Origin of the sequence: Leclercia sp. Marseille-Q4284, assembly GCF_916618945.1 — a bacterium.
GTDB classification, from domain to species: Bacteria; Pseudomonadota; Gammaproteobacteria; order Enterobacterales; family Enterobacteriaceae; genus Enterobacter; species Enterobacter tamurae.
The window spans coordinates 286,385-307,474 of sequence record NZ_CAKAKG010000001.1 but is presented as its reverse complement, the minus strand read 5'-3'; the positions used below and the strand labels follow the sequence as shown (position 1 = coordinate 307,474).

General features: G+C 58.6%; 25 protein-coding genes. 8 read left to right on the top strand and 17 right to left on the bottom strand.

Annotation, left to right across the window (positions count from 1 at the left end; all coding sequences use genetic code 11):
- Window positions 1–52 precede the first annotated feature (52 nt).
- Genes LG383_RS01470 through LG383_RS01460 form a run of 3 tightly spaced genes read left to right on the top strand, consistent with a single transcriptional unit; the run spans window position 53 to window position 3,039 of the window.
- On the top strand, window positions 53–1,033 hold the full coding sequence (locus tag LG383_RS01470) for a FecCD family ABC transporter permease (protein ID WP_370635154.1): 981 nt from the start codon (window positions 53–55) through the stop codon (window positions 1,031–1,033).
- Window positions 1,033–1,794 (top strand): ABC transporter ATP-binding protein, encoded by a 762-nt coding sequence (locus LG383_RS01465; protein ID WP_106994489.1) that lies wholly within the window; start codon window positions 1,033–1,035, stop codon window positions 1,792–1,794. Before LG383_RS01470 ends, LG383_RS01465 begins: the two co-directional genes overlap by 1 nt.
- 12 nt (window positions 1,795–1,806) lie before the next feature.
- The gene (locus LG383_RS01460; protein ID WP_225758169.1) at window positions 1,807–3,039 is read left to right on the top strand and encodes an MFS transporter; all 1,233 of its coding nucleotides are present in this window, start codon (window positions 1,807–1,809) and stop codon (window positions 3,037–3,039) included.
- Window positions 3,040–3,043: 4 nt separating this feature from the next.
- Here LG383_RS01460 and LG383_RS01455 read toward each other — a convergent pair whose 3' ends face one another.
- Complete coding sequence (locus tag LG383_RS01455) at window positions 3,044–3,388, bottom strand: nitrous oxide-stimulated promoter family protein (protein WP_225759493.1); 345 nt, start codon at window positions 3,386–3,388, stop codon at window positions 3,044–3,046.
- 189 nt (window positions 3,389–3,577) lie between these two features.
- Between LG383_RS01455 and LG383_RS01450 the strand changes: the two genes are divergently transcribed.
- Window positions 3,578–3,808: a SymE family type I addiction module toxin gene (locus LG383_RS01450; protein ID WP_225758168.1), complete on the top strand. Its 231-nt coding sequence runs from the start codon at window positions 3,578–3,580 to the stop codon at window positions 3,806–3,808.
- Window positions 3,809–3,921: 113 nt separating this feature from the next.
- Entirely contained in the window at window positions 3,922–6,483 is a 2,562-nt protein-coding gene (mutS, locus tag LG383_RS01445) for a DNA mismatch repair protein MutS (RefSeq protein ID WP_225758167.1), read from the top strand.
- Between the two features lie 115 nt (window positions 6,484–6,598).
- On the opposite strand, the gene LG383_RS01440 is transcribed toward mutS, so the two are convergent.
- From LG383_RS01440 to LG383_RS01430, 3 genes are read right to left on the bottom strand one after another with little or no spacing between them, the layout of a single operon-like run.
- Window positions 6,599–6,820: a non-oxidative hydroxyarylic acid decarboxylases subunit D gene (locus LG383_RS01440; protein ID WP_014071539.1), complete on the bottom strand. Its 222-nt coding sequence runs from the start codon at window positions 6,818–6,820 to the stop codon at window positions 6,599–6,601.
- Window positions 6,821–6,830: 10 nt separating this feature from the next.
- A complete protein-coding gene (locus LG383_RS01435; protein WP_225758166.1) occupies window positions 6,831–8,258 on the bottom strand; it encodes a non-oxidative hydroxyarylic acid decarboxylases subunit C in 1,428 nt (475 codons plus the stop codon).
- Window positions 8,248–8,850, bottom strand: a complete 603-nt coding sequence (locus tag LG383_RS01430) for a non-oxidative hydroxyarylic acid decarboxylases subunit B (RefSeq protein WP_225758165.1) — start codon at window positions 8,848–8,850, stop codon at window positions 8,248–8,250. Before LG383_RS01430 ends, LG383_RS01435 begins: the two co-directional genes overlap by 11 nt.
- A 172-nt stretch (window positions 8,851–9,022) precedes the next feature.
- On the opposite strand from LG383_RS01430, the gene LG383_RS01425 reads away from it, so the two are divergent.
- Window positions 9,023–9,439: a MarR family winged helix-turn-helix transcriptional regulator gene (locus tag LG383_RS01425; RefSeq protein ID WP_106994481.1), complete on the top strand. Its 417-nt coding sequence runs from the start codon at window positions 9,023–9,025 to the stop codon at window positions 9,437–9,439.
- Window positions 9,436–9,813 (top strand): DUF4440 domain-containing protein, encoded by a 378-nt coding sequence (locus LG383_RS01420; protein ID WP_225758164.1) that lies wholly within the window; start codon window positions 9,436–9,438, stop codon window positions 9,811–9,813. The genes LG383_RS01425 and LG383_RS01420 overlap by 4 nt, the downstream gene beginning before the upstream one ends.
- Before the next feature lie 53 nt (window positions 9,814–9,866).
- Here LG383_RS01420 and rpoS read toward each other — a convergent pair whose 3' ends face one another.
- Both rpoS and nlpD read right to left on the bottom strand, forming a co-directional pair.
- A complete protein-coding gene (rpoS, locus tag LG383_RS01415; protein ID WP_032613624.1) occupies window positions 9,867–10,859 on the bottom strand; it encodes an RNA polymerase sigma factor RpoS in 993 nt (330 codons plus the stop codon).
- Between the two features lie 60 nt (window positions 10,860–10,919).
- A complete protein-coding gene (gene nlpD, locus LG383_RS01410) occupies window positions 10,920–11,984 on the bottom strand; it encodes a murein hydrolase activator NlpD (RefSeq protein ID WP_255639580.1) in 1,065 nt (354 codons plus the stop codon).
- Here nlpD and LG383_RS01405 point away from each other — a divergent pair.
- Window positions 11,887–12,132, top strand: a complete 246-nt coding sequence (locus LG383_RS01405) for a hypothetical protein (RefSeq protein WP_242685337.1) — start codon at window positions 11,887–11,889, stop codon at window positions 12,130–12,132. The genes nlpD and LG383_RS01405 overlap by 98 nt on opposite strands.
- Window positions 12,133–12,160: 28 nt before the next feature.
- Here LG383_RS01405 and LG383_RS01400 read toward each other — a convergent pair whose 3' ends face one another.
- The 11 genes from LG383_RS01400 to cysG form a co-directional block, all read right to left on the bottom strand.
- The gene (locus LG383_RS01400) at window positions 12,161–12,787 is read right to left on the bottom strand and encodes a protein-L-isoaspartate(D-aspartate) O-methyltransferase (protein ID WP_106994478.1); all 627 of its coding nucleotides are present in this window, start codon (window positions 12,785–12,787) and stop codon (window positions 12,161–12,163) included.
- On the bottom strand, window positions 12,781–13,542 hold the full coding sequence (gene surE, locus LG383_RS01395; protein WP_106994477.1) for a 5'/3'-nucleotidase SurE: 762 nt from the start codon (window positions 13,540–13,542) through the stop codon (window positions 12,781–12,783). Before surE ends, LG383_RS01400 begins: the two co-directional genes overlap by 7 nt.
- Complete coding sequence (truD, locus tag LG383_RS01390) at window positions 13,523–14,572, bottom strand: tRNA pseudouridine(13) synthase TruD (protein ID WP_106994476.1); 1,050 nt, start codon at window positions 14,570–14,572, stop codon at window positions 13,523–13,525. The genes surE and truD overlap by 20 nt, the downstream gene beginning before the upstream one ends.
- Window positions 14,569–15,048, bottom strand: a complete 480-nt coding sequence (gene ispF / locus LG383_RS01385) for a 2-C-methyl-D-erythritol 2,4-cyclodiphosphate synthase (protein ID WP_006811766.1) — start codon at window positions 15,046–15,048, stop codon at window positions 14,569–14,571. Before ispF ends, truD begins: the two co-directional genes overlap by 4 nt.
- Window positions 15,048–15,758: a 2-C-methyl-D-erythritol 4-phosphate cytidylyltransferase gene (ispD, locus tag LG383_RS01380; protein ID WP_106994475.1), complete on the bottom strand. Its 711-nt coding sequence runs from the start codon at window positions 15,756–15,758 to the stop codon at window positions 15,048–15,050. The genes ispF and ispD overlap by 1 nt, the downstream gene beginning before the upstream one ends.
- 21 nt (window positions 15,759–15,779) lie before the next feature.
- Window positions 15,780–16,091, bottom strand: coding sequence for a cell division protein FtsB (ftsB, locus tag LG383_RS01375; protein WP_032613637.1), 312 nt, complete (start codon window positions 16,089–16,091; stop codon window positions 15,780–15,782).
- 167 nt (window positions 16,092–16,258) lie between these two features.
- On the bottom strand, window positions 16,259–16,582 hold the full coding sequence (locus tag LG383_RS01370) for a DUF3561 family protein (protein ID WP_225758162.1): 324 nt from the start codon (window positions 16,580–16,582) through the stop codon (window positions 16,259–16,261).
- A gap of 57 nt (window positions 16,583–16,639) precedes the next feature.
- Complete coding sequence (cysC, locus tag LG383_RS01365) at window positions 16,640–17,245, bottom strand: adenylyl-sulfate kinase (RefSeq protein WP_166183741.1); 606 nt, start codon at window positions 17,243–17,245, stop codon at window positions 16,640–16,642.
- Window positions 17,245–18,672, bottom strand: coding sequence for a sulfate adenylyltransferase subunit CysN (gene cysN / locus LG383_RS01360; protein ID WP_106994472.1), 1,428 nt, complete (start codon window positions 18,670–18,672; stop codon window positions 17,245–17,247). Before cysN ends, cysC begins: the two co-directional genes overlap by 1 nt.
- A 9-nt stretch (window positions 18,673–18,681) precedes the next feature.
- Window positions 18,682–19,590, bottom strand: a complete 909-nt coding sequence (cysD, locus tag LG383_RS01355) for a sulfate adenylyltransferase subunit CysD (RefSeq protein ID WP_106994471.1) — start codon at window positions 19,588–19,590, stop codon at window positions 18,682–18,684.
- 9 nt (window positions 19,591–19,599) lie between these two features.
- Window positions 19,600–20,958, bottom strand: a complete 1,359-nt coding sequence (gene cysG / locus LG383_RS01350; RefSeq protein ID WP_106994470.1) for a siroheme synthase CysG — start codon at window positions 20,956–20,958, stop codon at window positions 19,600–19,602.
- Window positions 20,959–21,090: the final 132 nt, after the last annotated feature.

Below are 21,090 nucleotides of genomic sequence, written 5' to 3'. Positions count from 1 at the left end.
AGCAGTGGTTCAACAGACCCGACACAACTGGCTGCTGCCGGCGTCGGGTTTTATGACGATAGTGGCGTTGCTGCTGGTGATCGCCATCGGCGTCAGCGTGGGGGAGCTGTCGATCCCCCTGCAGAGCGTGTTCTACGCTATCACCAATAAAATCGGCTTAACCGAGGTTCCGCTCAACCGCATCTACGAGAGCGTGATCTGGGACTTCCGCCTGAGCCGGGCGCTGGTGGCCGCCTGCTGCGGTGCGGGGCTGGCGATTTGCGGCGCGGTGCTGCAAAGCCTGCTGAAAAACGCCCTCGCCGAACCCTACGTGCTGGGCGTCTCTGCCGGGGCGTCAACCGGCGCGGTCGCCGTGGTGGTGCTGGGCATTGGCAGCGGCACCGTCACCCTCTCCGCCGGGGCCTTTGCCGGAGCCTTTGCCGCCTTTGCCTTTGTGGCCCTGCTGACCAACGGCGCACGCGGCGGCAGTGAACGCACCATTCTCGCCGGGGTTGCCGCCTCGCAGCTGTTTAACGCCATCACCGCCTGGACCGTCAGCACCTCGGCCAGCGCCCAGCAGGCGCGCGACGTGATGTTCTGGCTGCTGGGCAGCTTTAGCGGCGTGAGATGGCCGGAGTTCCAGCTGGTGCTGGTGGTGATGCTGGTGGGGCTGGCGATCTGCCTCTATTACGCCCGCGCGCTGGACGCCTTCACCTTTGGCGACGATGCCGCCGCTTCGCTTGGGATCGCCGTGCCCTGGGTGCGCCTGATCCTGTTTATCGTCACCGCCTTAATGACCGCGACCATCGTCAGCATGGCGGGCTCCATTGGCTTTGTCGGCCTGGTGGTGCCCCACATGATGCGCTTCTTCTTCGGCCCCCTGCACCGCACGCTGCTCATCGCCAGCGCGCTGGCCGGGGCGATCCTGATGGTGCTGGCGGATATCGCCTCGCGGCTGCTGATCGCTCCGCAAAGCCTGCCGGTTGGCGTGGTAACCGCGCTGGTGGGCGTCCCGTTCTTTGCCATGATTATCTATCGTTCAAGGAATAAGTGATGAGCATCACTGCTGAAAATATCACCTGGAAGGTGGGTAAAAAGGTCATCGTCGACAATGTCTCTCTGGCGGTATCCCGGGGGCAGACCGTCGGCCTGCTGGGGCCAAACGGCTCCGGTAAATCGTCCCTGCTGCGGATCCTCGCCGGTTTACGTCGCCCGCATAGCGGCACCGTCGCGCTGGATGGCGCCAGCATCCATGGGATCCCTAAAAAGCAGCTTGCCCGTCGGGTGGCCTTCGTGGAACAGCACGGCATGACCGACGCCAACATGCGCGTGCGGGACGTGGTGAAGCTGGGGCGTATTCCGCACCACTCCCCGTTTTCCGGCTGGACGGCGCAGGATGACGAGACCGTCAATTCGGCGCTAAAGACGGTGGATATGTTGCATAACAGCGATCAGGGCTGGCAGAGCCTCTCCGGCGGGGAACGCCAGCGGGTACATATCGCCCGCGCGCTGGCGCAGATGCCCACCGAGATCCTGCTGGATGAACCCACCAACCACCTGGATATCCACCATCAGATGCAGCTGATGCAGTTGATCAGCCAGCTACCGGTCACCAGCATCGTCGCCATTCACGATCTTAACCACGCCTCAATGTTCTGCGATGCGCTGATTGTGATGCAGAAAGGGCGCATTGTGGCCACCGGCACGCCGCAGGAGATCCTCACCGAGGAATTGCTGTGGGAGGTGTTCCGGGTGAAAACCCGCATTGAGCTGTCGCCTTACCATGGCAAAAAACACATCCACTACCTCGTCTGAGGCGAGGTTATCGTGACGCTGCTCCGCCCTGCAACACAGCTCTGGCCGCCCGTCTTACTGGGCAGCCAGTTTGTTTTCAACATCGGTTTTTATGCCGTTGTTCCCTTCCTGGCGATTTTTTTACGCGACGATATGCTGCTCTCCGGTGGACTTATCGGGCTGGTGCTTGGGCTGCGAACCTTCTCCCAGCAGGGGATGTTTATCGTCGGCGGCGCCCTCTCCGACCGCTACGGTGCGCGCGTTATTATTCTCTGCGGCTGCGTGGTGCGGGTAGTGGGCTATCTGCTGCTGGCCTTTGGCTACAGCCTGCCCGTCATCATCGCCGGGGCGTGCCTCACCGGGATCGGCGGGGCGCTCTTCTCGCCTTCCATCGAAGCCTTACTGGCAAAAGCCGGAACCCGCAGCGAGGCGCAGGGCAAACGCAGCCGCGCCGAGTGGTTCGCGCTGTTTGCGGTATGCGGCGAGCTGGGAGCGGTGCTTGGCCCGGTGGCGGGAGCCCTGCTCACCGGGATGGGTTTTCGCCAGGTAGCGCTGGCGGGGGCCGCGGTGTTTGTGGTGGCGTTGATTGTGCTGTTCTTCTGTCTGCCGGCCGGGTCGGCAAAAAACCAGCCGCTGCAGATCACCCCCTGGTGGACCACCTTTCGCCAGCCGCGGTTCGTGGCGTTTATCATCGCCTGGAGCAGCTGGCTGTTAAGCTATAACCAGCTTTATCTGGCGCTGCCGGTGGAGATCCAGCGCGCCGGGGGCAGCGAAAAAGATCTCGGCCCGCTGTTTATGCTGGCCTCGGGACTGGTGATCCTCTTTCAGCTGCCGCTGGCGCGCTTTGCCCGTCGTGTGGGCGCGGTGCGGATCCTGCCGGTGGGCTTTCTGCTGATTGCCGCGTCCTTCCTGAGCGTCGCGCTCTTTGCGCCCTCAGAGCCAGCAACCGGCTGGCTGCGTCTGCTGCCAGCGGCCTGCTTTGTGACGCTACTGACCACCGGGCAGATGCTGCTGGTGCCGGCGGGCAAAGATGTGGTGCCATGGTTTGCGAGCGAATCGACGCTGGGCGCGCACTACGGTGCCCTGGCCACCGCAGGCGGTTGCGCGGTACTGGCGGGGAATTTGTTGCTGGGCGATCTGCTCGACCAGGCGCTGAGGCCCTCCGTCGGGGCAATGTATCCCTGGCTGGTGCTGGCGGTATTCCCGCTGTGCAGCGCCTTCGCCATGGTGATTATCTGCCGCCCGATGCGCAGGCCGCGCGCCTGATGGGTTACTTTTTCGGGCGGTACTTTTCCGGCAGCTCCGGGACCGGGCGGCGATCGTCGATCAGATGGCGGATCGTCAGAATCGGATGACGCCACAGCATGCGCGGTCCTGCCCAACGCATCACCTGCTTCATCTCTTCCCGTTTAGCCGGCTGATAGCAGTGAACCGGACACTGCTTGCAGGCCGGTTTCTCCTCGCCAAACACGCATTTATCCAGCCGCTTGTCGGCGTACGCATTCAGCGCCGGATAGTGCCCCGCGGCTTTTGATGCCTGCGGACACTGCTTTTCATACAGCGCGATCATCTTGCGGATGGTCTCTTTTTCGCGCGCGATCCGTTTTCCTGACATGGCCTGATACCCACTGATAAGTTGCATCAATAATACCCTTTTCAAGCCGGATGTTCAGCCCGATTTCATATTTTACATTTCGTTTCCTGAAGGCGCTTCGCAGTTATACGTTTGTCTTCGCCTCATTTTACTGACATTTTATACAGGTGTTTGTTTCACCGGATCCTTCCCTGCGAACAAGGAGTTTCTATGTCGGATATGTGCATCTCCAGACCCAGCCGCCATCTCACCGTGGGCTATTTCAGAAAACGCCACGAGGATCGCAAGACCAAAATCCCGACGCGCTACAGCGTACATGCTGCGCTGAGCTTAAAAGGCGACTGGCTGGAAGAGGCCGGTTTTAAAACCCATTCCCGGGTGCGGGTGCTGGTTGAACAGGGAAAATTAGTGATTGAACTGGATGTGGAAGAGGCCTCGTAAAGTCGCGACATTTTGCTGCGCCGGCTCTTTTTTTCATGCGACAATAGCGGTATTACACGACCCTAATGTCGCCTGAAAAGCACTATTTTCAAAGAAATGGACATCATCACTCCATGACCACTACTGACAATTTCGACGCACACACCCCCATGATGCAGCAGTACCTGAAGCTGAAAGCTCAGCATCCGGAGATCCTGCTGTTTTACCGGATGGGCGACTTTTACGAGCTGTTTTATGACGATGCGAAACGCGCCTCACAGCTGCTCGACATCTCGCTGACCAAACGCGGTGCCTCGGCCGGGGAGCCGATCCCGATGGCCGGGATCCCGCACCACGCGGTAGAAAACTACCTGGCGAAGCTGGTCAATCAGGGAGAATCGGTCGCCATCTGCGAACAGATTGGCGATCCGGCCACCTCGAAAGGCCCGGTTGAGCGCAAAGTAGTGCGCATCGTCACCCCCGGCACCATCAGCGATGAAGCGCTGCTGCAGGAGCGCCAGGATAACCTGCTCGCCGCCATCTGGCAGGACAGCAAAGGTTTCGGCTATGCCACCCTGGATATCAGCTCCGGGCGTTTTCGCCTGAGCGAACCGGCCGACCGGGAAACCATGGCTGCCGAGCTTCAGCGCACCAATCCGGCGGAGCTGCTGTACGCAGAAGATTTTGCTGAGATGGGGCTGCTCGAAGGCCGTCGCGGCCTGCGTCGCCGCCCGCTGTGGGAGTTTGAGATCGACACCGCGCGCCAGCAGCTTAACCTGCAGTTTGGCACCCGGGATCTGACCGGCTTCGGCGTTGAAAACGCCCCGCGTGGCTTGTGCGCCGCGGGCTGTTTGCTGCAGTACGTGAAAGATACCCAGCGCACCGCCCTGCCGCATATTCGCTCCATTACCATTGAGCGTCAGCAGGACAGCATCATTATGGATGCCGCTACCCGTCGCAATCTGGAGATCACCCAGAACCTGGCCGGGGGCGTGGAAAACACCCTCGCCTCGGTGCTCGACAGCACCGTCACCCCGATGGGTAGCCGGATGCTGAAACGCTGGCTGCATATGCCGGTACGCGACATCGCCACCCTCACCGGCCGCCAGCAGACCATTGGCGCCCTGCAGGAGAGATACAGCGACCTGCAGCCGGTGTTACGCCAGGTAGGCGATCTGGAGCGTATTCTGGCGCGTCTGGCGCTGCGTACCGCGCGACCACGCGACTTAGCCCGGATGCGTCACGCGTTCCAGCAGCTGCCAGAACTGCGCAGCCAGCTGGCAGAGATCGACAGCGCGCCGGTGCAGAAACTGCGCGAGGCGATGGGCGAATTCAGCGAACTGCGCGAGCTGTTGGAAAAGGCCATCATTGAAACGCCGCCGGTGCTGGTGCGTGACGGCGGCGTTATCGCCCCGGGCTACCATGAAGAGCTGGACGAGTGGCGCGCCTTGGCCGACGGCGCAACGGACTATCTCGATAAGCTGGAGATCCGCGAACGCGAGCGGCTCGGGCTGGATACCCTGAAGGTCGGTTACAACGCCGTACACGGCTACTTTATTCAGATCAGCCGCGGACAGAGCCACCTGGCACCCATCCACTACGTGCGCCGCCAGACGCTGAAAAACGCCGAGCGTTACATTATTCCTGAGCTGAAAGAGTACGAAGACAAAGTACTTACCTCGAAAGGCAAAGCCCTGGCGCTGGAAAAACAGCTGTATGACGCCCTGTTCGATATGCTGATGCCGCACCTGGGCGATCTGCAGCAGAGCGCTTCTGCCCTGGCCGAGCTGGATGTGCTGGTTAACCTGGCGGAACGTGCTGAGACCCTGAACTACTGCTGCCCGACCTTTAGCGATAAACCCGGGGTACGTATTACTGAAGGCCGTCACCCGGTGGTGGAGCAGGTGCTGAACGAGCCGTTCATCGCTAACCCGCTGAACCTGTCGCCGCAGCGGCGAATGCTGATCATTACCGGGCCGAACATGGGCGGTAAAAGTACCTATATGCGCCAGACGGCGCTGATTGCCCTGCTGGCCTATATCGGCAGCTACGTTCCAGCGCAAAAGGTGGAGATCGGCCCTGTCGATCGTATCTTTACCCGCGTGGGTGCGGCTGACGATCTGGCGAGCGGTCGTTCGACCTTTATGGTGGAGATGACCGAAACCGCCAACATTCTGCACAACGCCACCGAGTACAGCCTGGTGCTGATGGATGAGATTGGCCGCGGAACCTCGACCTATGACGGGCTCTCGCTGGCGTGGGCCTGTGCCGAAAGCCTGGCCAATAAAATCAAAGCCATGACCCTGTTTGCCACCCACTACTTCGAGCTGACCCAGTTGCCGGAGAAGATGGAAGGCGTAGCGAACGTGCATCTGGATGCGCTGGAGCACGGGGACACTATCGCCTTTATGCACAGCGTGCAGGATGGCGCGGCGAGCAAAAGCTACGGGCTGGCCGTGGCGGCGCTGGCGGGGGTGCCGAAAGAGGTAATCAAGCGCGCGCGTCAGAAGCTGCGTGAGCTGGAAAGCCTGGCGCCAAACGCGGCGGCGACCCAGGTTGACGGGACGCAGATGTCGTTGCTGGTGCCAGCCGAAGAGACCTCCCCGGCGCTGGAAGCGCTGGAGAACCTCGACCCGGATTCTCTGTCGCCACGTCAGGCGCTGGAGTGGATCTATCGGTTGAAGAGTCTGGTGTAGATCGGTGCGGCCTGTTCCCCTCACCCCTGCCCTCTCCCAAAGGGAGAGGGTGCAAATATTAAAAACGGCAACCTGAAGGTTGCCGTTTTGCTTTTACCTCGCCACCCGGCTTTTTTTACAGCAGCGGCGGAATGGTCGGTACCTGCGGGGCATCGTCGATATCTTTCTGCGTCATGCGAAACGCTTCAGGATAGTGCTCGCGGCTGGTACGGCGCAGCGGCTCGGTATCTCGCCAGGTATACAGGCAGTGCTGGCACTGGTACACCGTCCAGACATCTTTCACCGGCGACGTCGCCATCACCTCAATATGTTCATCGGCACAACGTGGACAAATCATGTTCCCCTCCTTATTTACGTGCGGCCAGCATCGCGGTCAGTTTTTCAGCCCAGGCTTTGGTTTCAGGGAGATCCTGTACCGGCTGGCTGTAATGACCGCGGAGATCCGGGGCCACCGGCGTGGTGGCATCGATAATCAGTTTGTCGGTGATCCCCGCCGGGCTTGAACCCGGATCCAGCTCCAGCACCGACATATTTGGCAGCAGCACCAGATCCCCCGCCGCGTTCACTTTCGACGACAACGCCCACATCACCTGCGGCAGGTTGAACGGGTCGACATCCTCATCCACCATGATCACCATCTTCACGTAACCCAGACCGTGCGGCGTCGTCATTGCCCGCAGGCCAACGGCACGGGCAAAGCCGCCGTAACGTTTTTTGGTAGAGATAATCGCCAGCAGGCCATGGGTGTACATGGCGTTCACCGCCTGCACTTCCGGGAACTCGGCTTTCAGTTGCTGGTAGAGCGGCACACAGGTTGCCGGTCCCATCAGGTAGTCGATTTCGGTCCACGGCATGCCGAGATAGAGCGACTCAAAAATCGGTTTGGTGCGGTACGAGACTTTGTCGATGCGCACCACGGTCATATTGCGCCCTCCGGAGTAGTGCCCGGTAAACTCTCCGAACGGCCCTTCGATTTCGCGTTTACGCCCCTCAATCACCCCTTCGAGGATCACCTCCGACCCCCATGGCACGTCAAAACCGGTCAGCGGTGCGGTGGCGATTGGATACGGGCTCTCCCGCAGCGCACCCGCCATCTCATATTCTGACTGATCGTACTTCAGCGGCGTCGCCCCCATCAGGGTAATAATCGGATCGTTACCGAGGGTGATCGCAATCGGCAGATCCTGGCCACGCTCTTCAGCTTTATGCAGATGCAGGGCGATATCGTGCATCGGCACCGGCTGCAGGCCAAGTTTGCGTTTGCCTTTCACCTCCATGCGGTAGATGCCAACGTTCTGCTTGCCGAAGTGATCCGGATCGAGCGGATCCCGGGAGACCACGCAGGCTTTATCGAGATAGAACCCGCCATCACCGTCGTTCAGGCGAAACAGCGGCAGAATGTCGAACAGGTTAATCGCCTCGCCGTCGACGGTGTTCTCCGCCCATGCCGGACTGGCGCGGCGCTCCGGCGCTACCGGGAATTTATCCCAGCGGCGAATAAACTCGTCGATCTGCTTTTTAACTGGCGTATTCGGCGGCAGCCCCATCGAGATGGCGTGGTTCTGCCAGGAGCCGATAGTGTTCATGGTCACGCGGGCGTCGGTAAAGCCGCGAATATTGTCAAACCACAGCGCAGGCGCACCGTCACCAATGCGCCCGGTGGCGTTGGCTGCCGCTGCCAGATCCGGCTCCGCGTCGACCTGCTCCGTGATTTTCAGCAGTTGCCCTTGCTCATCGAGCGCCTGCAGGAAGCTTCTCAAATCATCAAATGCCATGTTCATTCTCCTGTGAAAAAATTCTGGCCGCCTGCAACCCTTTCCAGCGACGGGCTTTGGGATGCTCCAGACCAAATTGGTCGAGCACCCGGGTCACAATGTGTTGGGTAATGTCATCGGCGGTTTGCGGGTGGTTGTAGTACGCGGGCATGGGCGGCACCATCGCCACCCCCATGCGGGAAAGGGCCAGCATGTTCTCCAGATGGATAGTGCTGAGCGGCGTTTCCCGCGGGACCAGCACCAGCTTGCGCCCCTCTTTCAGCACCACGTCGGCGGCACGCCCCACCAGCCCGTCGGCGTAGCCTGCGCGGATCCCCGCCAGCGTCTTCATGCTGCAGGGAATAACGATCATGCCGTCGGTACGAAAGGAGCCGGATGATATGGTGGCGGCCTGATCCGCCGGGCTGTGGACCACGTCGGCCAGAGCGGCAACGTCCTGAGCGGTGTACGGCGTTTCCAGCTCTATCGTCGTTTTGGCCCACTTCGACATCACCAGATGGGTCTCTACCTCCGGCATATCGCGCAGCGCCTGCAGCAGTGCCACCCCGAGCGGCGCGCCGGTCGCCCCTGTCATCCCAACAATCACTCTCATTCAGTACCTCATTTCATTTGTTCGTGTACGAACGTGTTGTTTACCCTACGCCCGGCGAGGTACGCTGACAAGATCGTTCGTATGCGATCACACGTAATGCTAAAACCGGTCGCGTTAAAATCCCGGTTGATAACGGCTATGATAGAGAAGTGATTTTTAAGCCGGAGAGTTCATGGAGCTGAGACAAGAAGCGTTCCACCTGTTACGTCAGCTTTTTCAGCAGCATACTGCGCACTGGCAACAGGCCTTGCCCGAGCTGACCAAGCCGCAATATGCGGTCCTGCGTTCTATCGCTGAACATCCCGGCATTGAGCAGGTGGCGCTGACCGAAGCTGCTGTCAGTACCAAAGCCACCCTCGCGGAAATGCTGAGCCGCATGGAATCTCGCGGGCTGGTGAAGCGCGAAGCCGATCCGGCCGACAAGCGCCGACGGTTTGTTTTCTTAACCCCGGAAGGTGAAGCGCTGCTCGGAAGCTGTAAGCCGGTGGGGAATGACGTCGATGAGGCTTTTCTGGGGCGTTTAAGCCCTGAGGAACGTCACCAGTTTACGGAGCTGGTCCGCAAAATGATGGTAAAGGAGAAAGAATGACCTGCTATGAAACAGAAATTATTGATGCTCACGTCGCGTTAGAAAACTGGTTAGGCCAGGGGGAAGGCGATTTTGCCGCCCTGCTCGCCCGTTTTCGCCAGGACTTTCTGATGATTGCCCCCAGCGGCGCACATCTGGATCACCCGGCGCTGGCAAATTTCCTGGAAGCTCAACGCGGCAGCCGTTCGGATCTGAAGATCGTGATTGATGAATTAACCACGTTGCAGACCTGGGATAACGGGGCGGTGCTTCACTATCGCGAGACACAAACCCGCCCCGATCAGCCGGTGAACGTGCGCTGGTCCAGCGCGGTACTCAATCAGGAAGGCGATACGATAACCTGGCGTCTGCTGCACGAAACCACGCAGCCTTAAGACAAAAGAAAAAGGCCCGTCTTTCGACGGGCCTTTTTTTGACGAAAAGTTGCTTACTCGCGGAACAGCGCTTCGATATTGAGCCCTTGACCCTGCAGGATTTCACGCAGGCGACGCAGACCTTCTACCTGAATCTGACGAACACGTTCACGGGTCAGGCCGATTTCACGACCGACATCTTCCAGTGTTGCAGCTTCATACCCCAGCAGACCGAAACGACGTGCCAGCACTTCACGCTGTTTGGCGTTCAGTTCGAACAGCCATTTGACGATGCTCTGTTTCATATCATCGTCCTGCGTGGTGTCTTCCGGGCCGTTGTCTTTTTCATCGGCCAGGATGTCCAGCAGCGCTTTCTCGGAATCGCCACCCAGTGGGGTGTCGACAGAGGTAATACGCTCGTTGAGACGCAGCATACGGCTAACATCATCAACCGGTTTATCAAGCTGCTCGGCAATCTCTTCCGCGCTTGGCTCGTGGTCCAGTTTATGGGACAACTCGCGTGCGGTACGCAGATAGACGTTCAGCTCTTTCACGATATGAATCGGCAGGCGGATCGTACGGGTTTGGTTCATGATTGCCCGTTCGATGGTCTGTCGAATCCACCATGTCGCGTATGTTGAGAAACGGAACCCACGTTCAGGGTCAAATTTCTCTACCGCGCGGATGAGTCCCAGGTTGCCCTCTTCAATCAGATCCAGCAGAGCCAGACCACGATTGCTGTAACGACGGGCAATCTTGACCACCAGACGCAGGTTACTTTCAATCATACGACGGCGTGAGGCTACATCACCACGTAATGCCCGACGCGCGAAGTACACTTCCTCTTCTGCTGTTAACAGTGGAGAGTATCCAATCTCTCCAAGGTAAAGCTGAGTCGCGTCCAGCACACGTTGAGTGGCGCCCTGCGATAACAGCTCTTCTTCAGCTAAATCGTTATCACTGGGTTCCTCTTCTACTAAGGCTTTTTCGTCAAAAACCTCAGCTCCGTTCTCATCAAATTCCGCGTCTTCATTTAAATCATGAACTTTCAGCGTATTCTGACTCATAAAGGTGGCTCCTACCCGTGATCCCTGAACGAGACAACCGAAGTGGTATGTCCCGCCAAATTATCGCTGCGGTAAATACTGCAGCGGGTTTACGGATTTCCCCTTGTAACGAATTTCAAAATGCAAGCGTGTAGAACTGGTTCCGGTGCTACCCATGGTAGCTATTTTTTGCCCCGCCTTAACTTCTTGTTGTTCCCGGACCAGCATCGTATCGTTATGGGCGTAGGCACTCAGGTAATCATCGTTGTGTTTTATGATAATAAGATTACCGTAACCGCGCAGAGCGTTACCGGCATATACAACGCGTCCATCTGCGGTCGCGATAATAGCCTGTCCCTTACTTCCTGCGATATCGACCCCTTTATTTCCCCCCTCGGAGGAAGCGAAGTTCTCGATAACCTTGCCTTCAGTCGGCCAGCGCCACGAAGAGATCGGCGAACTGGAGGTCTGACTACTGGCAACGGGCACGGTAGAGCTAACCACAGGTGCCGTAACGGGCGCTGTGACGACAGTCGCAGACCCTCTATTATTCGGCAACATCTTGTTAGCACTCTGTTCACCTGAGTCCTCAGAATACGTAATTGTCGGTTGTGACGCAACCACTGTGCTTGATTTTTGCGCAGGCGTCACACTGTTATTTTGCGCCGTCACGTCAGCCGCTGAAACGGTATTGCCTGGCGTTAATGGTGCGCCGGTGGCGTTACCAACCTGCAGCGTCTGGCCGACATTCAGGCCATACGGGGCCGCAACGTTATTTCGCTCTGCCAAATCACGGAAATCGTTCCCGGTGATCCAGGCGATATAGAAGAGAGTGTCGCCGCGTTTTACGGTGTAAGTGCTGCCGCCGGTATAGCTTCCTTTCGGAATGTTCCCATACTTACGGTTATACACAATGCGGCCATTTTCCGTCTGAACAGGCTGATCCACTGGCTGAATCTGTGTTGGCTGCGTAACCACGGGTTGAACAGGTTGAATCTGAGGTGTTTGTTGTGTAGTTGTGCCCATCCTGGACGGAGGGGTGATCAGCATGCCGCCGGATGAATTGCCAGCTCCGCTGCTGTTGCCGCCAACTGAACTCACCGGCGCAGGGGCGTTATTCGAGGATGTACAACCTGCCAGCCACAGTGAAACCAGTGACAGAGCCGCAACACGGCTGATGGTGAATTTTGGGCTTCCCGCGCTCATTTATCCCCCAGGAATGTTTTTAGTTACCAGTGACTTAAAATTAACCGTAATGTCACGCGCTTTTGCGCCACACCATACGCTGAATTAGCCTGAATAACCCTGGAAAAATCCGAGTCTCAGGCCAGCTCTCCTTTTACCAGAGGCACAAAACGTACGGCTTCTACGGTATCGATGATGAACTCGTCGCCCCGTCGACGAACACGCTTTAACAGCTGATGTTCATCGCCCACCGGTAAAACGAGGATCCCGCCATCGTCCAGTTGCGCCATAAGCGCAGCCGGGATTTCCGGCGGTGCGGCCGTCACGATAATGGCATCAAACGGGCCGCGAGCCTTCCAGCCCTGCCAGCCATCCCCGTGACGGGTAGAAACATTGTGCAAATCAAGCTGCTTCAGACGGCGACGCGCCTGCCACTGCAAGCCTTTAATACGTTCAACCGAGCAGACGTGATGCACCAGATGCGCCAGAATGGCGGTCTGGTAACCCGATCCGGTGCCGATCTCCAGCACCCGTGAGTCCGGGGTCAGCTCCAGCAGCTCGGTCATGCGCGCCACCATATAGGGCTGCGAAATGGTCTGCCCCTGCCCTATTGGCAGGGCGACGTTTTCCCACGCTTTGTGCTCAAACGCCTCATCGACGAATTTTTCACGCGGTACCAGTGAGATGGCAGTGAGCACATGCTCATCGGCAATACCCTGAGTGCGTAATTGATTCAGAAGTGCTTGTACACGTTTACTTACCATTGGGAGCTCACTCCGGCACGTTCCAGCCAGCCTGACACCACATCTTGCGCGTTATGCGCGGTCAAATCTACATGCAGCGGGGTCACGGAAACGTACCCCTCGTCCACCGCGGCGAAGTCGGTATCCGGCCCGGCATCGTGCTTTTCACCCGGCGGGCCAATCCAGTACAGGGTATTCCCGCGCGGATCCTCCTGCGGGATCACCTTATCTGCCGGATGTCGGCTGCCGCACCGCGTCACGCGAATGCCTTTGATCTGATCCAGCGGCAGATCCGGAACGTTGATATTGAGGATCCGCCCGGTGCGCAGCGGCTCACGGCTCAGGGCGCGCAGTATGGAGCAGGTCACCGCGGCAGCGGTGTCGTAATGCTGATGGCCGTTGAGGGATACCGCCAGCGCAGGGAAACCGAGATGGCGTCCCTCCATGGCGGCCGCCACGGTGCCGGAGTAGATCACGTCATCCCCCAGATTGGGCCCGGCATTGATGCCGGAGACCACCACGTCCGGACGCGGACGCATCAGCGCATTGACGCCGAGGAAGACGCAGTCCGTCGGGGTGCCCATCTGCACGGCGATATCGCCGTTATCGAACGTAAAGGTGCGAAGGGAGGACTCGAGGGTTAACGAGTTAGAAGCACCGCTGCGGTTACGATCGGGAGCCACGACCTGCACCTCAGCGAACTCGCGTAGCGCCTTAGCCAGCGTCTGAATGCCTGGCGCATGGATCCCGTCATCGTTACTCAGCAATATTCGCATAGTCACCCGAAGTGTTGATAAGTTCCCTGACAACACTGGTGGCAAAGCTACCTGCCGGCAGCCAGAAACGTAACTCGACGGTCACGTCATCCCACCAGTTCCAGCTCAGCTGTTGCGGATAGAGCAGCATCGCCCGGCGTGCCGCTTCAACTTTTTCCCGCACCAGCAGAGAGCATAATTCTGTTTCACCGGCGACGGCGGCCTGCTCAGCCTGTAGCGCCTCGCCCTGCGGGCCCCATTCACCGGTACCCGGCAGGGCCGCAGTGATCAGCAGCGTTTTCGCATTGACGCGCGCCTGCAAATCACCCATTTCTTCGTCAGTGGCGACGAACCAGCTGCCGCGCCCGGCTAATTGTAGCGCATCGCCAACAACAACTTGATTCGCGTCTGTTTTTTTCAGACGTTCGCTCACGATTTGATTAAACAACGCACTGCGGGCTGCCGACAACCAAAAACTGCGTTTATTGCGATCGCGCACCGGGGCATTGCTTTGCGCCCAGCGCAGCGCGCCCTGCAAGTTACTGCCGCCAATACCAAAACGCTGAGCGCCGAAGTAGTTCGGCACGCCCTGCTCGTTGATAGCAGTAAGACGTTTCTCGACATCCTCGCGGTGGCTCACCTCGCGCAGCACCAGGGTAAAGGCGTTACCCTTTAACGCGCCGAGGCGCAGTTTGCGCTTGTGACGGGCGTATTCCAGCACCTGGCAGCCTTCAAGCTGGAACTGGCTTAAATCAGGCATTCCGTTACCCGGCACCCGGGCACAGAGCCACTGCTCGGTCACAGCGTGTTTATCCTTCTGCCCGGCGAAGCTTACTTCACGGGCATGAATTTTCAGGAACTTAGCCAGCGCCTCGGCGACAAAACGGGTGTTGCAGCCGTTTTTCAGGATCCGCACCAGGATGTGCTCGCCCTCGCCGTCCGGCTCAAAGCCCAGATCTTCGATCACCACGAAATCTTCCGGATTGGCCTTCAGCAGGCCCGTGCCCTGCGGTTTACCGTGCAGGTACGTCAGGTTATCGAAATCCGTCATTTGGCCGCCTTCACCAGCAGCGCTACCGCTTCACAGGCGATACCTTCACCACGACCGGTAAAGCCGAGCTTTTCGGTGGTAGTCGCTTTGACGTTAACGTCATCCATATGACAGCCGAGATCTTCGGCAATGAACACCCGCATCTGCGGGATATGCGGCAGCATTTTCGGTGCCTGGGCAATGATGGTCACATCCACGTTACCGAGGGTGTAGCCTTTGGCCTGAATACGACGCCAGGCTTCGCGCAGCAGTTCGCGGCTGTCCGCCCCTTTAAAGGCCGGATCGGTGTCCGGGAACAGCTTGCCGATATCGCCCAGCGCCGCCGCACCCAGCAGCGCGTCGGTTAACGCGTGCAGGGCAACATCGCCATCAGAATGCGCGAGCAGTCCTTTTTCATAAGGGATGCGTACGCCGCCAATGATAATTGGGCCCTCGCCGCCAAAGGCGTGTACGTCAAAACCATGTCCAATTCGCATTATGCCTTCTCCTGATGGGTCGAACGGGTAAGATAAAATTCTGCCAGCTGTAAATCTTCGGGGCGCGTCACTTTTATATTATCTGCGCGCCCTTCAATCAGTTCGGGGTGAAAACCGCAGTACTCCAGCGCCGACGCTTCGTCGGTGATGGTTGCGCCTTCATTCAGCGCACGGGTTAAGCAGGCCTGGAGCAGCTCGCGGGGGAAAAATTGCGGCGTCAGGGCATGCCAGAGATCAACGCGCTCCACCGTGTGGGCGATGGCCGGAAGTCCCGGCTCGCCGCGCTTCATGGTATCGCGGACCGGCGTGGCGAGAATGCCGCCGACGCGACTGGTTTCGCTAATAGTCAGCAGCCGCGCCAGGTCGTCCTGATGCAGGCACGGCCGCGCCGCGTCATGCACCAGCACCCACTGCGCGTCACCGGCAGCCTGAAGACCCGCCAGCACCGAATCGGCGCGCTCTGCACCGCCGTCCACGACGGTGATTTGCGGATGACCGGCAAGCGGCAACGCGGCAAAGCGGGCATCGCCCGGGCTGATAGCGATAATGACCCGCGACACGCGTGGGTTCGCCAGCAGCGCCGCCACGGTGTGCTCAAGGATCGTTTTATCACCAATTGAAAGGTACTGCTTGGGACATTCTGTCTGCATGCGCCGGCCAAACCCGGCGGCTGGCACAACGGCGCATACGTTCGAAAAAGTGACTGCCATGGCTAATAATCCTGGGCCTGATTATCGGGTGTTTTGTACTGAGCCCTGGTTGCGTTTAGACGCATCCGGCACCAGACGATAAAAGGTTTCGCCCGGCTTAGTCATGCTGAGTTCGTTGCGCGCGCGCTCTTCAATGGCCTCTTGTCCGCCATTGAGATCGTCAATTTCCGCAAACAGCTGATCGTTTCGCGCTTTAAGTTTGCTGTTTGTTGCCTGCTGCGCCGTCACGTCATCGCTGACGCGACTGTAATCGTGAAGGCCGTTCTTACCGAACCACAGTGAATACTGAAGCCAGACCAGCAGTGCCAGCAACAGCAGCGTAAGTTTACCCATCCTGCCCCCTGAAAAACGGCATCATCATCCCATAACTTTGCCCCCGACTCTACATCGGGGCTACAGAGATGCCGCACCATTGCGGGCAAATGTACCACATTTTTTTTGCAGATTCGCGCAAGCCAATAACGTGACACAGTTAGTGACGGTTTGAATTATGGCTGAACTTATCCCATGAGCCACAAAAATAACAGTCCGACCATCGCCACCACCGTCATCACGGTGATGAATGAACTGTAGAGCAGCTTGCCGTTGAGCAGAGAGTGCAGCGCAATCCCTACCACTACGGCAACGGGCATCAGCGCCAGGAAGAAAGGCCAGGTATAGAGGAAAAAGAACAGGGTGTTACTGCCGTAAAACAGGAAAGGGATGCCCAGTGCCATCAGCCATGAGGCGAAGCCGACGATCGCCCCAGGGAAAGACCAGGTCGTCTCGTCATTTGCCGATACTGTGTCCGTCCCGGTGATAATGTAGTTCTCACTGTTTCGCATAGCTGATCCTGTGACCATGACATATCGATGGGGATAATCACCCCCATCAATACCATCTCAGGATCTGATAATATCGCCCTGTCTGAGCAGGTCTAATAATTGGCTTACTAAATTTGTTACCAATTGTTGACCTTCCAGATGGATTTCGGGCGCATCAGGAGTTTCATAAACTGCGTCAATACCGGTGAAATTCTTCAGTTCACCCGCGCGGGCTTTTTTATACAGCCCCTTCGGATCGCGCTGCTCGCAGATGGCCAGCGGGGTATCAACAAAGACTTCGATAAAGCGGTTCTGACCGACGCGCTCGCGCACAAACTGCCGCTCGGCACGGTGCGGCGAAATAAACGCCGTTAACACCACCAGCCCGGCATCGGCCATCAGGCTGGCCACTTCGCCCACCCGACGGATGTTCTCTTTGCGATCCGCATCGCTAAAGCCGAGATCGCTGCACAGCCCGTGACGCACGTTGTCGCCATCCAGCAGATAGGTGCTGACACCCGCTTTATGCAGCGCCTCTTCCAGCGCGCCCGCGACGGTGGATTTACCGGATCCCGAGAGCCCGGTAAACCACAGCACAACCCCACGGTGACCGTGGAGTTGTTCGCGATCGGCCACCGTGACCGGATGAGGATGCCAGACGACGTTCTCATCATGCTGCGCCATTACTTGCCTCCCAGCAGATCGCGTGCGCCCCAGTGTGGGAAGTGCTTACGCACCAGCGCATTCAGCTCCAGCTCAAAGGCGCTGAATTCAGACGGCACCGCGCTCGCCTGCGCTTTAGGCTCGCGGACCATCCCGGCGCCCACGGTGACGTTGGTCAGGCGATCGATAATGATTAAGCCCCCGGTTACCGGGTTCTGCTGATATTGATCCAGCACCAGCGGTTCGTCGAAGGTGAAATCCACCAGGCCGATGCCGTTCAGCGGCAATTCCGTGACGCTGTGCTGCGCCAGATTGTTGATATCCACCTGGTACTGCACCGCGTCCACGCGGGCGCGGGTTTTCTTGCCAGCGATTTTGATGTCGTAGCTCTGACCCGGGCTCAGCGGCTGTTCCGCCATCCACACCACATCAATAGCGGCGCTTTGCACCGCAGGCAGCGTTTCCTCTGCATCCACCAGCAGGTCGCCCCGGCTGATATCAATTTCGTCTTTCAGCACCAGGGTGACGGCTTCGCCTGCCCCGGCTTCCTGCAGATCGCCATCAAAAGTGACGATGCGGGTAATGGCAGACTCCACGCCTGACGGCAGCACCTTCACGCGCTGGCCCACCTGCACGCTGCCGGAGGCAAGGGTGCCGGAGAAGCCGCGGAAATCGAGGTTCGGACGGTTAACGTACTGCACCGGGAAGCGCATCGGCTGCGTCTCAACGCTGCGCTGGATCTCGACGGTCTCTAACACTTCCAGCAGCGTCGGGCCGCTGTACCACGGCATGCTCACACTCTGGGAGGCAACGTTGTCCCCTTCCAGCGCCGAGAGCGGCACGAAGCGGATGTCGAGGTTGCCCGGCAGCTGTTCGGCAAAAGTCAGATAGCTCTCGCGGATCTCGTTAAACTTCTCTTCGCTGAAGTTGACCAGGTCCATCTTGTTGACCGCCACCACCAGATGCTTGATCCCCAGCAGCGTGGAGATAAAGCTGTGACGACGGGTCTGATCCAGCACCCCTTTGCGGGCGTCGATCAGCAGGATCGCCAGGTCGCAGGTTGACGCCCCGGTCGCCATATTACGGGTGTACTGCTCGTGCCCCGGGGTGTCGGCGATAATAAATTTGCGCTTCTCGGTGGAGAAGTAGCGATAGGCCACGTCGATGGTGATGCCCTGCTCGCGCTCCGCCTGCAGGCCATCCACCAGCAGGGCCAGATCGAGCTTCTCGCCCTGGGTGCCGTGACGTTTGCTGTCGTTATGCAGGGAAGAGAGCTGATCTTCGTAGATCTGACGGGTATCGTGCAGCAGACGACCAATCAGCGTACTTTTGCCGTCATCAACGCTGCCGCAGGTCAGAAAACGCAGCAGGCTTTTGTGCTGTTGTGCGTGCAGGTAGGCTTCGACGCCGCCTTCATCCGCAATTTGTTGAGCAATAGTGGTATTCATGGCGGCTCCTTAGAAATAACCCTGACGTTTCTTCAGCTCCATGGAGCCTGCCTGGTCGCGGTCAATCACGCGCCCTTGTCGCTCGCTGGTGGTCGACACCAGCATCTCTTCGATGATCTCCGGCAGCGTCTGCGCGTTAGATTCCACCGCGCCGGTCAGCGGCCAGCAGCCGAGGGTACGGAAGCGCACCATCTGCTTTTTAATCACTTCACCAGGCTGGAGATCGATACGATCGTCATCAATCATCATCAGCATGCCGTCGCGCTCCAGCACCGGACGTTCAGCCGCCAGGTACAGCGGCACGATTTCGATATTTTCCAGATAGATGTACTGCCAGATATCCAGCTCGGTCCAGTTGGAGAGTGGGAAGACGCGGATGCTTTCGCCTTTGTTGATCTGGCCGTTGTAGTTGTGCCACAGCTCCGGGCGCTGGTTCTTCGGATCCCAGCGATGGAAGCGATCGCGGAAGGAGTAGATACGCTCCTTGGCGCGGGATTTCTCTTCGTCGCGGCGGGCACCACCGAAGGCGGCGTCAAAGCCGTACTTGTTCAGCGCCTGCTTCAGCCCTTCGGTCTTCATGATGTCGGTGTGTTTGCCGCTGCCGTGCACGAACGGGTTGATACCCATCGCCACCCCTTCCGGGTTTTTATGCACCAGCAGTTCGCAGCCGTAGGCTTTGGCGGTACGGTCACGGAACTCATACATCTCGCGGAATTTCCAGCCGGTATCCACGTGCAGCAGCGGGAACGGCAGCGTGCCTGGATAAAACGCTTTACGCGCCAGGTGCAGCATCACGCTGGAGTCTTTCCCAATGGAGTACATCATTACCGGATTAGCGAACTCGGCGGCCACTTCGCGGATGATATGAATACTCTCCGCTTCGAGTTGCCGCAGGTGAGTCAGTCGTTTTTGATCCATAACCGTTCCTTAAGCCAGATTTACAACAGAAGAGCCGAACCCTTCTGTGTCGGTAGTGTGTTGAAACCAGGCGAGCGTGCTGTGCAGCTGCACCACTTCACCCACCACAATCAGGGCGGGCATCGGGGCGTCTTTCGCAAGGTGTGCAAGGTGTTGTAATGTGCCGGTCACCACGTGCTGATCGACGCGCGTGCCGCGGGATATCACCGCCACAGGCGTATCTGCATCGCGCCCGTGTTGAATAAGTTGTTCACTGATTTCCGCCGCCTTCATGGTGCCCATGTAGATCGCCAGCGTCTGACGGCTTTGCGCCAGATGGGTCCAGTCAAACGGGGTGCTGTCGGCCTTGTAGTGGCCGGTGACAAAGGTGACGCTCTGGGCGTAGTCCCGGTGCGTCAGGGGAATACCCGCATAGGCCGTCACCGCCGAGGCCGCAGTGATCCCCGGCACCACCTGGAAGGGCACGCCCGCTTCAGCCGCTGCCTGCAGCTCTTCGCCGCCACGGCCAAAGATGAACGGATCGCCCCCTTTGAGACGTACTACGGTTTTGCCCGCTTTCGCCGCGTCAATCAGCATCTGATTGGTTTCATGCTGCGGCACGGCGTGTCCGCCCGCGCGTTTGCCAACGCAGATCTGCTCGGCGTCACGACGGATTAATTCGCGTATGCCATCGGTCACCAGATGGTCATAGAACACCACGTCCGCATCCTGGAGTACCTGCAGGCCGCGCAGCGTCAGCAGTCCGGCATCGCCCGGCCCCGCGCCGACGAGGATAATCTCCCCGCTGGTGCTGCCCGGGTTATCCAGTTCGTCTTCGAGGATTTGTTGTGCCGCCGTCTCATTACCGGCCTGCATCAGGCTGGCAAAGCGGCCGCGGAACACCCGCTCCCAGAAGCGACGGCGTTCCGCCACGCTGGTCAGGCGGGTTTTCAGATGGTTGCGCCAGAAGCTGGCTTTCTCTGCCATCCGGCCCAGGCTGGTTGGCAGTAGCGCTTCGATTTTTTCCCGCAGAACGCGGGCCAGCACCGGTGCGGTGCCGCCGGAGGAGATCGCTACCACCAGCGGCGAACGGTCGACAATCGACGGGAAGATAAACGAGCACAGGGGCTGATCGTCCACCACGTTCACCAGACGGTGACGGGCGTGAGCGGCATCAGAGATGCGCTGGTTGAGTGTGCGGTTTTCGGTTGCGGCAATGACCAGCACCACATTGTCGATTTGCGCTTCATCAAAGTCCGCTTCGGCAACCACCTGCACGCGCGCGCCTGCCCGGTGTAAAAAGGCAATTTTGCGCTCGGCGATTTCACCGCAGCCGATCACCAGGACCGGACGGTCTTTTATGTCAGCAAATAAAGGAAGGTAATCCACAATGCTACAACTCGCTAACAACCAGGAATAGTGGGACTATAGGGGGCTGCTCATAGCGAATGAAATTACGAATTGGAATGAGTAGTTACTCAATGGAATAACGCCCTGCAAAAGCAAATATCAAAAAGTGCT

Excerpts from the sequence above, each read along its gene's own strand:
- LG383_RS01465 (WP_106994489.1), top strand. The coding sequence starts at position 1,033 with ATGAGCATCACTGCTGAAAATATCACCTGGAAGGTGGGTAAAAAGGTC.
- LG383_RS01400 (WP_106994478.1), bottom strand. The coding sequence starts at position 12,787 with ATGGTAAGTAAACGTGTACAAGCACTTCTGAATCAATTACGCACTCAG.
- cysN (WP_106994472.1), bottom strand. The coding sequence starts at position 18,672 with ATGAATACCACTATTGCTCAACAAATTGCGGATGAAGGCGGCGTCGAA.
- cysD (WP_106994471.1), bottom strand. The coding sequence starts at position 19,590 with ATGGATCAAAAACGACTGACTCACCTGCGGCAACTCGAAGCGGAGAGT.
- LG383_RS01405 (WP_242685337.1), top strand. The coding sequence starts at position 11,887 with ATGCCGCCGGATGAATTGCCAGCTCCGCTGCTGTTGCCGCCAACTGAA.
- LG383_RS01370 (WP_225758162.1), bottom strand. The coding sequence starts at position 16,582 with ATGCGAAACAGTGAGAACTACATTATCACCGGGACGGACACAGTATCG.
- mutS (WP_225758167.1), top strand. The coding sequence starts at position 3,922 with ATGACCACTACTGACAATTTCGACGCACACACCCCCATGATGCAGCAG.
- LG383_RS01440 (WP_014071539.1), bottom strand. The coding sequence starts at position 6,820 with ATGATTTGTCCACGTTGTGCCGATGAACATATTGAGGTGATGGCGACG.
- LG383_RS01470 (WP_370635154.1), top strand. The coding sequence starts at position 53 with ATGACGATAGTGGCGTTGCTGCTGGTGATCGCCATCGGCGTCAGCGTG.
- ispD (WP_106994475.1), bottom strand. The coding sequence starts at position 15,758 with ATGGCAGTCACTTTTTCGAACGTATGCGCCGTTGTGCCAGCCGCCGGG.
- LG383_RS01430 (WP_225758165.1), bottom strand. The coding sequence starts at position 8,850 with ATGAGAGTGATTGTTGGGATGACAGGGGCGACCGGCGCGCCGCTCGGG.
- cysC (WP_166183741.1), bottom strand. The coding sequence starts at position 17,245 with ATGGCGCAGCATGATGAGAACGTCGTCTGGCATCCTCATCCGGTCACG.
- LG383_RS01420 (WP_225758164.1), top strand. The coding sequence starts at position 9,436 with ATGACCTGCTATGAAACAGAAATTATTGATGCTCACGTCGCGTTAGAA.
- surE (WP_106994477.1), bottom strand. The coding sequence starts at position 13,542 with ATGCGAATATTGCTGAGTAACGATGACGGGATCCATGCGCCAGGCATT.
- ftsB (WP_032613637.1), bottom strand. The coding sequence starts at position 16,091 with ATGGGTAAACTTACGCTGCTGTTGCTGGCACTGCTGGTCTGGCTTCAG.
- LG383_RS01425 (WP_106994481.1), top strand. The coding sequence starts at position 9,023 with ATGGAGCTGAGACAAGAAGCGTTCCACCTGTTACGTCAGCTTTTTCAG.
- LG383_RS01450 (WP_225758168.1), top strand. The coding sequence starts at position 3,578 with ATGTCGGATATGTGCATCTCCAGACCCAGCCGCCATCTCACCGTGGGC.
- LG383_RS01455 (WP_225759493.1), bottom strand. The coding sequence starts at position 3,388 with ATGTCAGGAAAACGGATCGCGCGCGAAAAAGAGACCATCCGCAAGATG.
- LG383_RS01435 (WP_225758166.1), bottom strand. The coding sequence starts at position 8,258 with ATGGCATTTGATGATTTGAGAAGCTTCCTGCAGGCGCTCGATGAGCAA.
- truD (WP_106994476.1), bottom strand. The coding sequence starts at position 14,572 with ATGACGGATTTCGATAACCTGACGTACCTGCACGGTAAACCGCAGGGC.
- ispF (WP_006811766.1), bottom strand. The coding sequence starts at position 15,048 with ATGCGAATTGGACATGGTTTTGACGTACACGCCTTTGGCGGCGAGGGC.
- rpoS (WP_032613624.1), bottom strand. The coding sequence starts at position 10,859 with ATGAGTCAGAATACGCTGAAAGTTCATGATTTAAATGAAGACGCGGAA.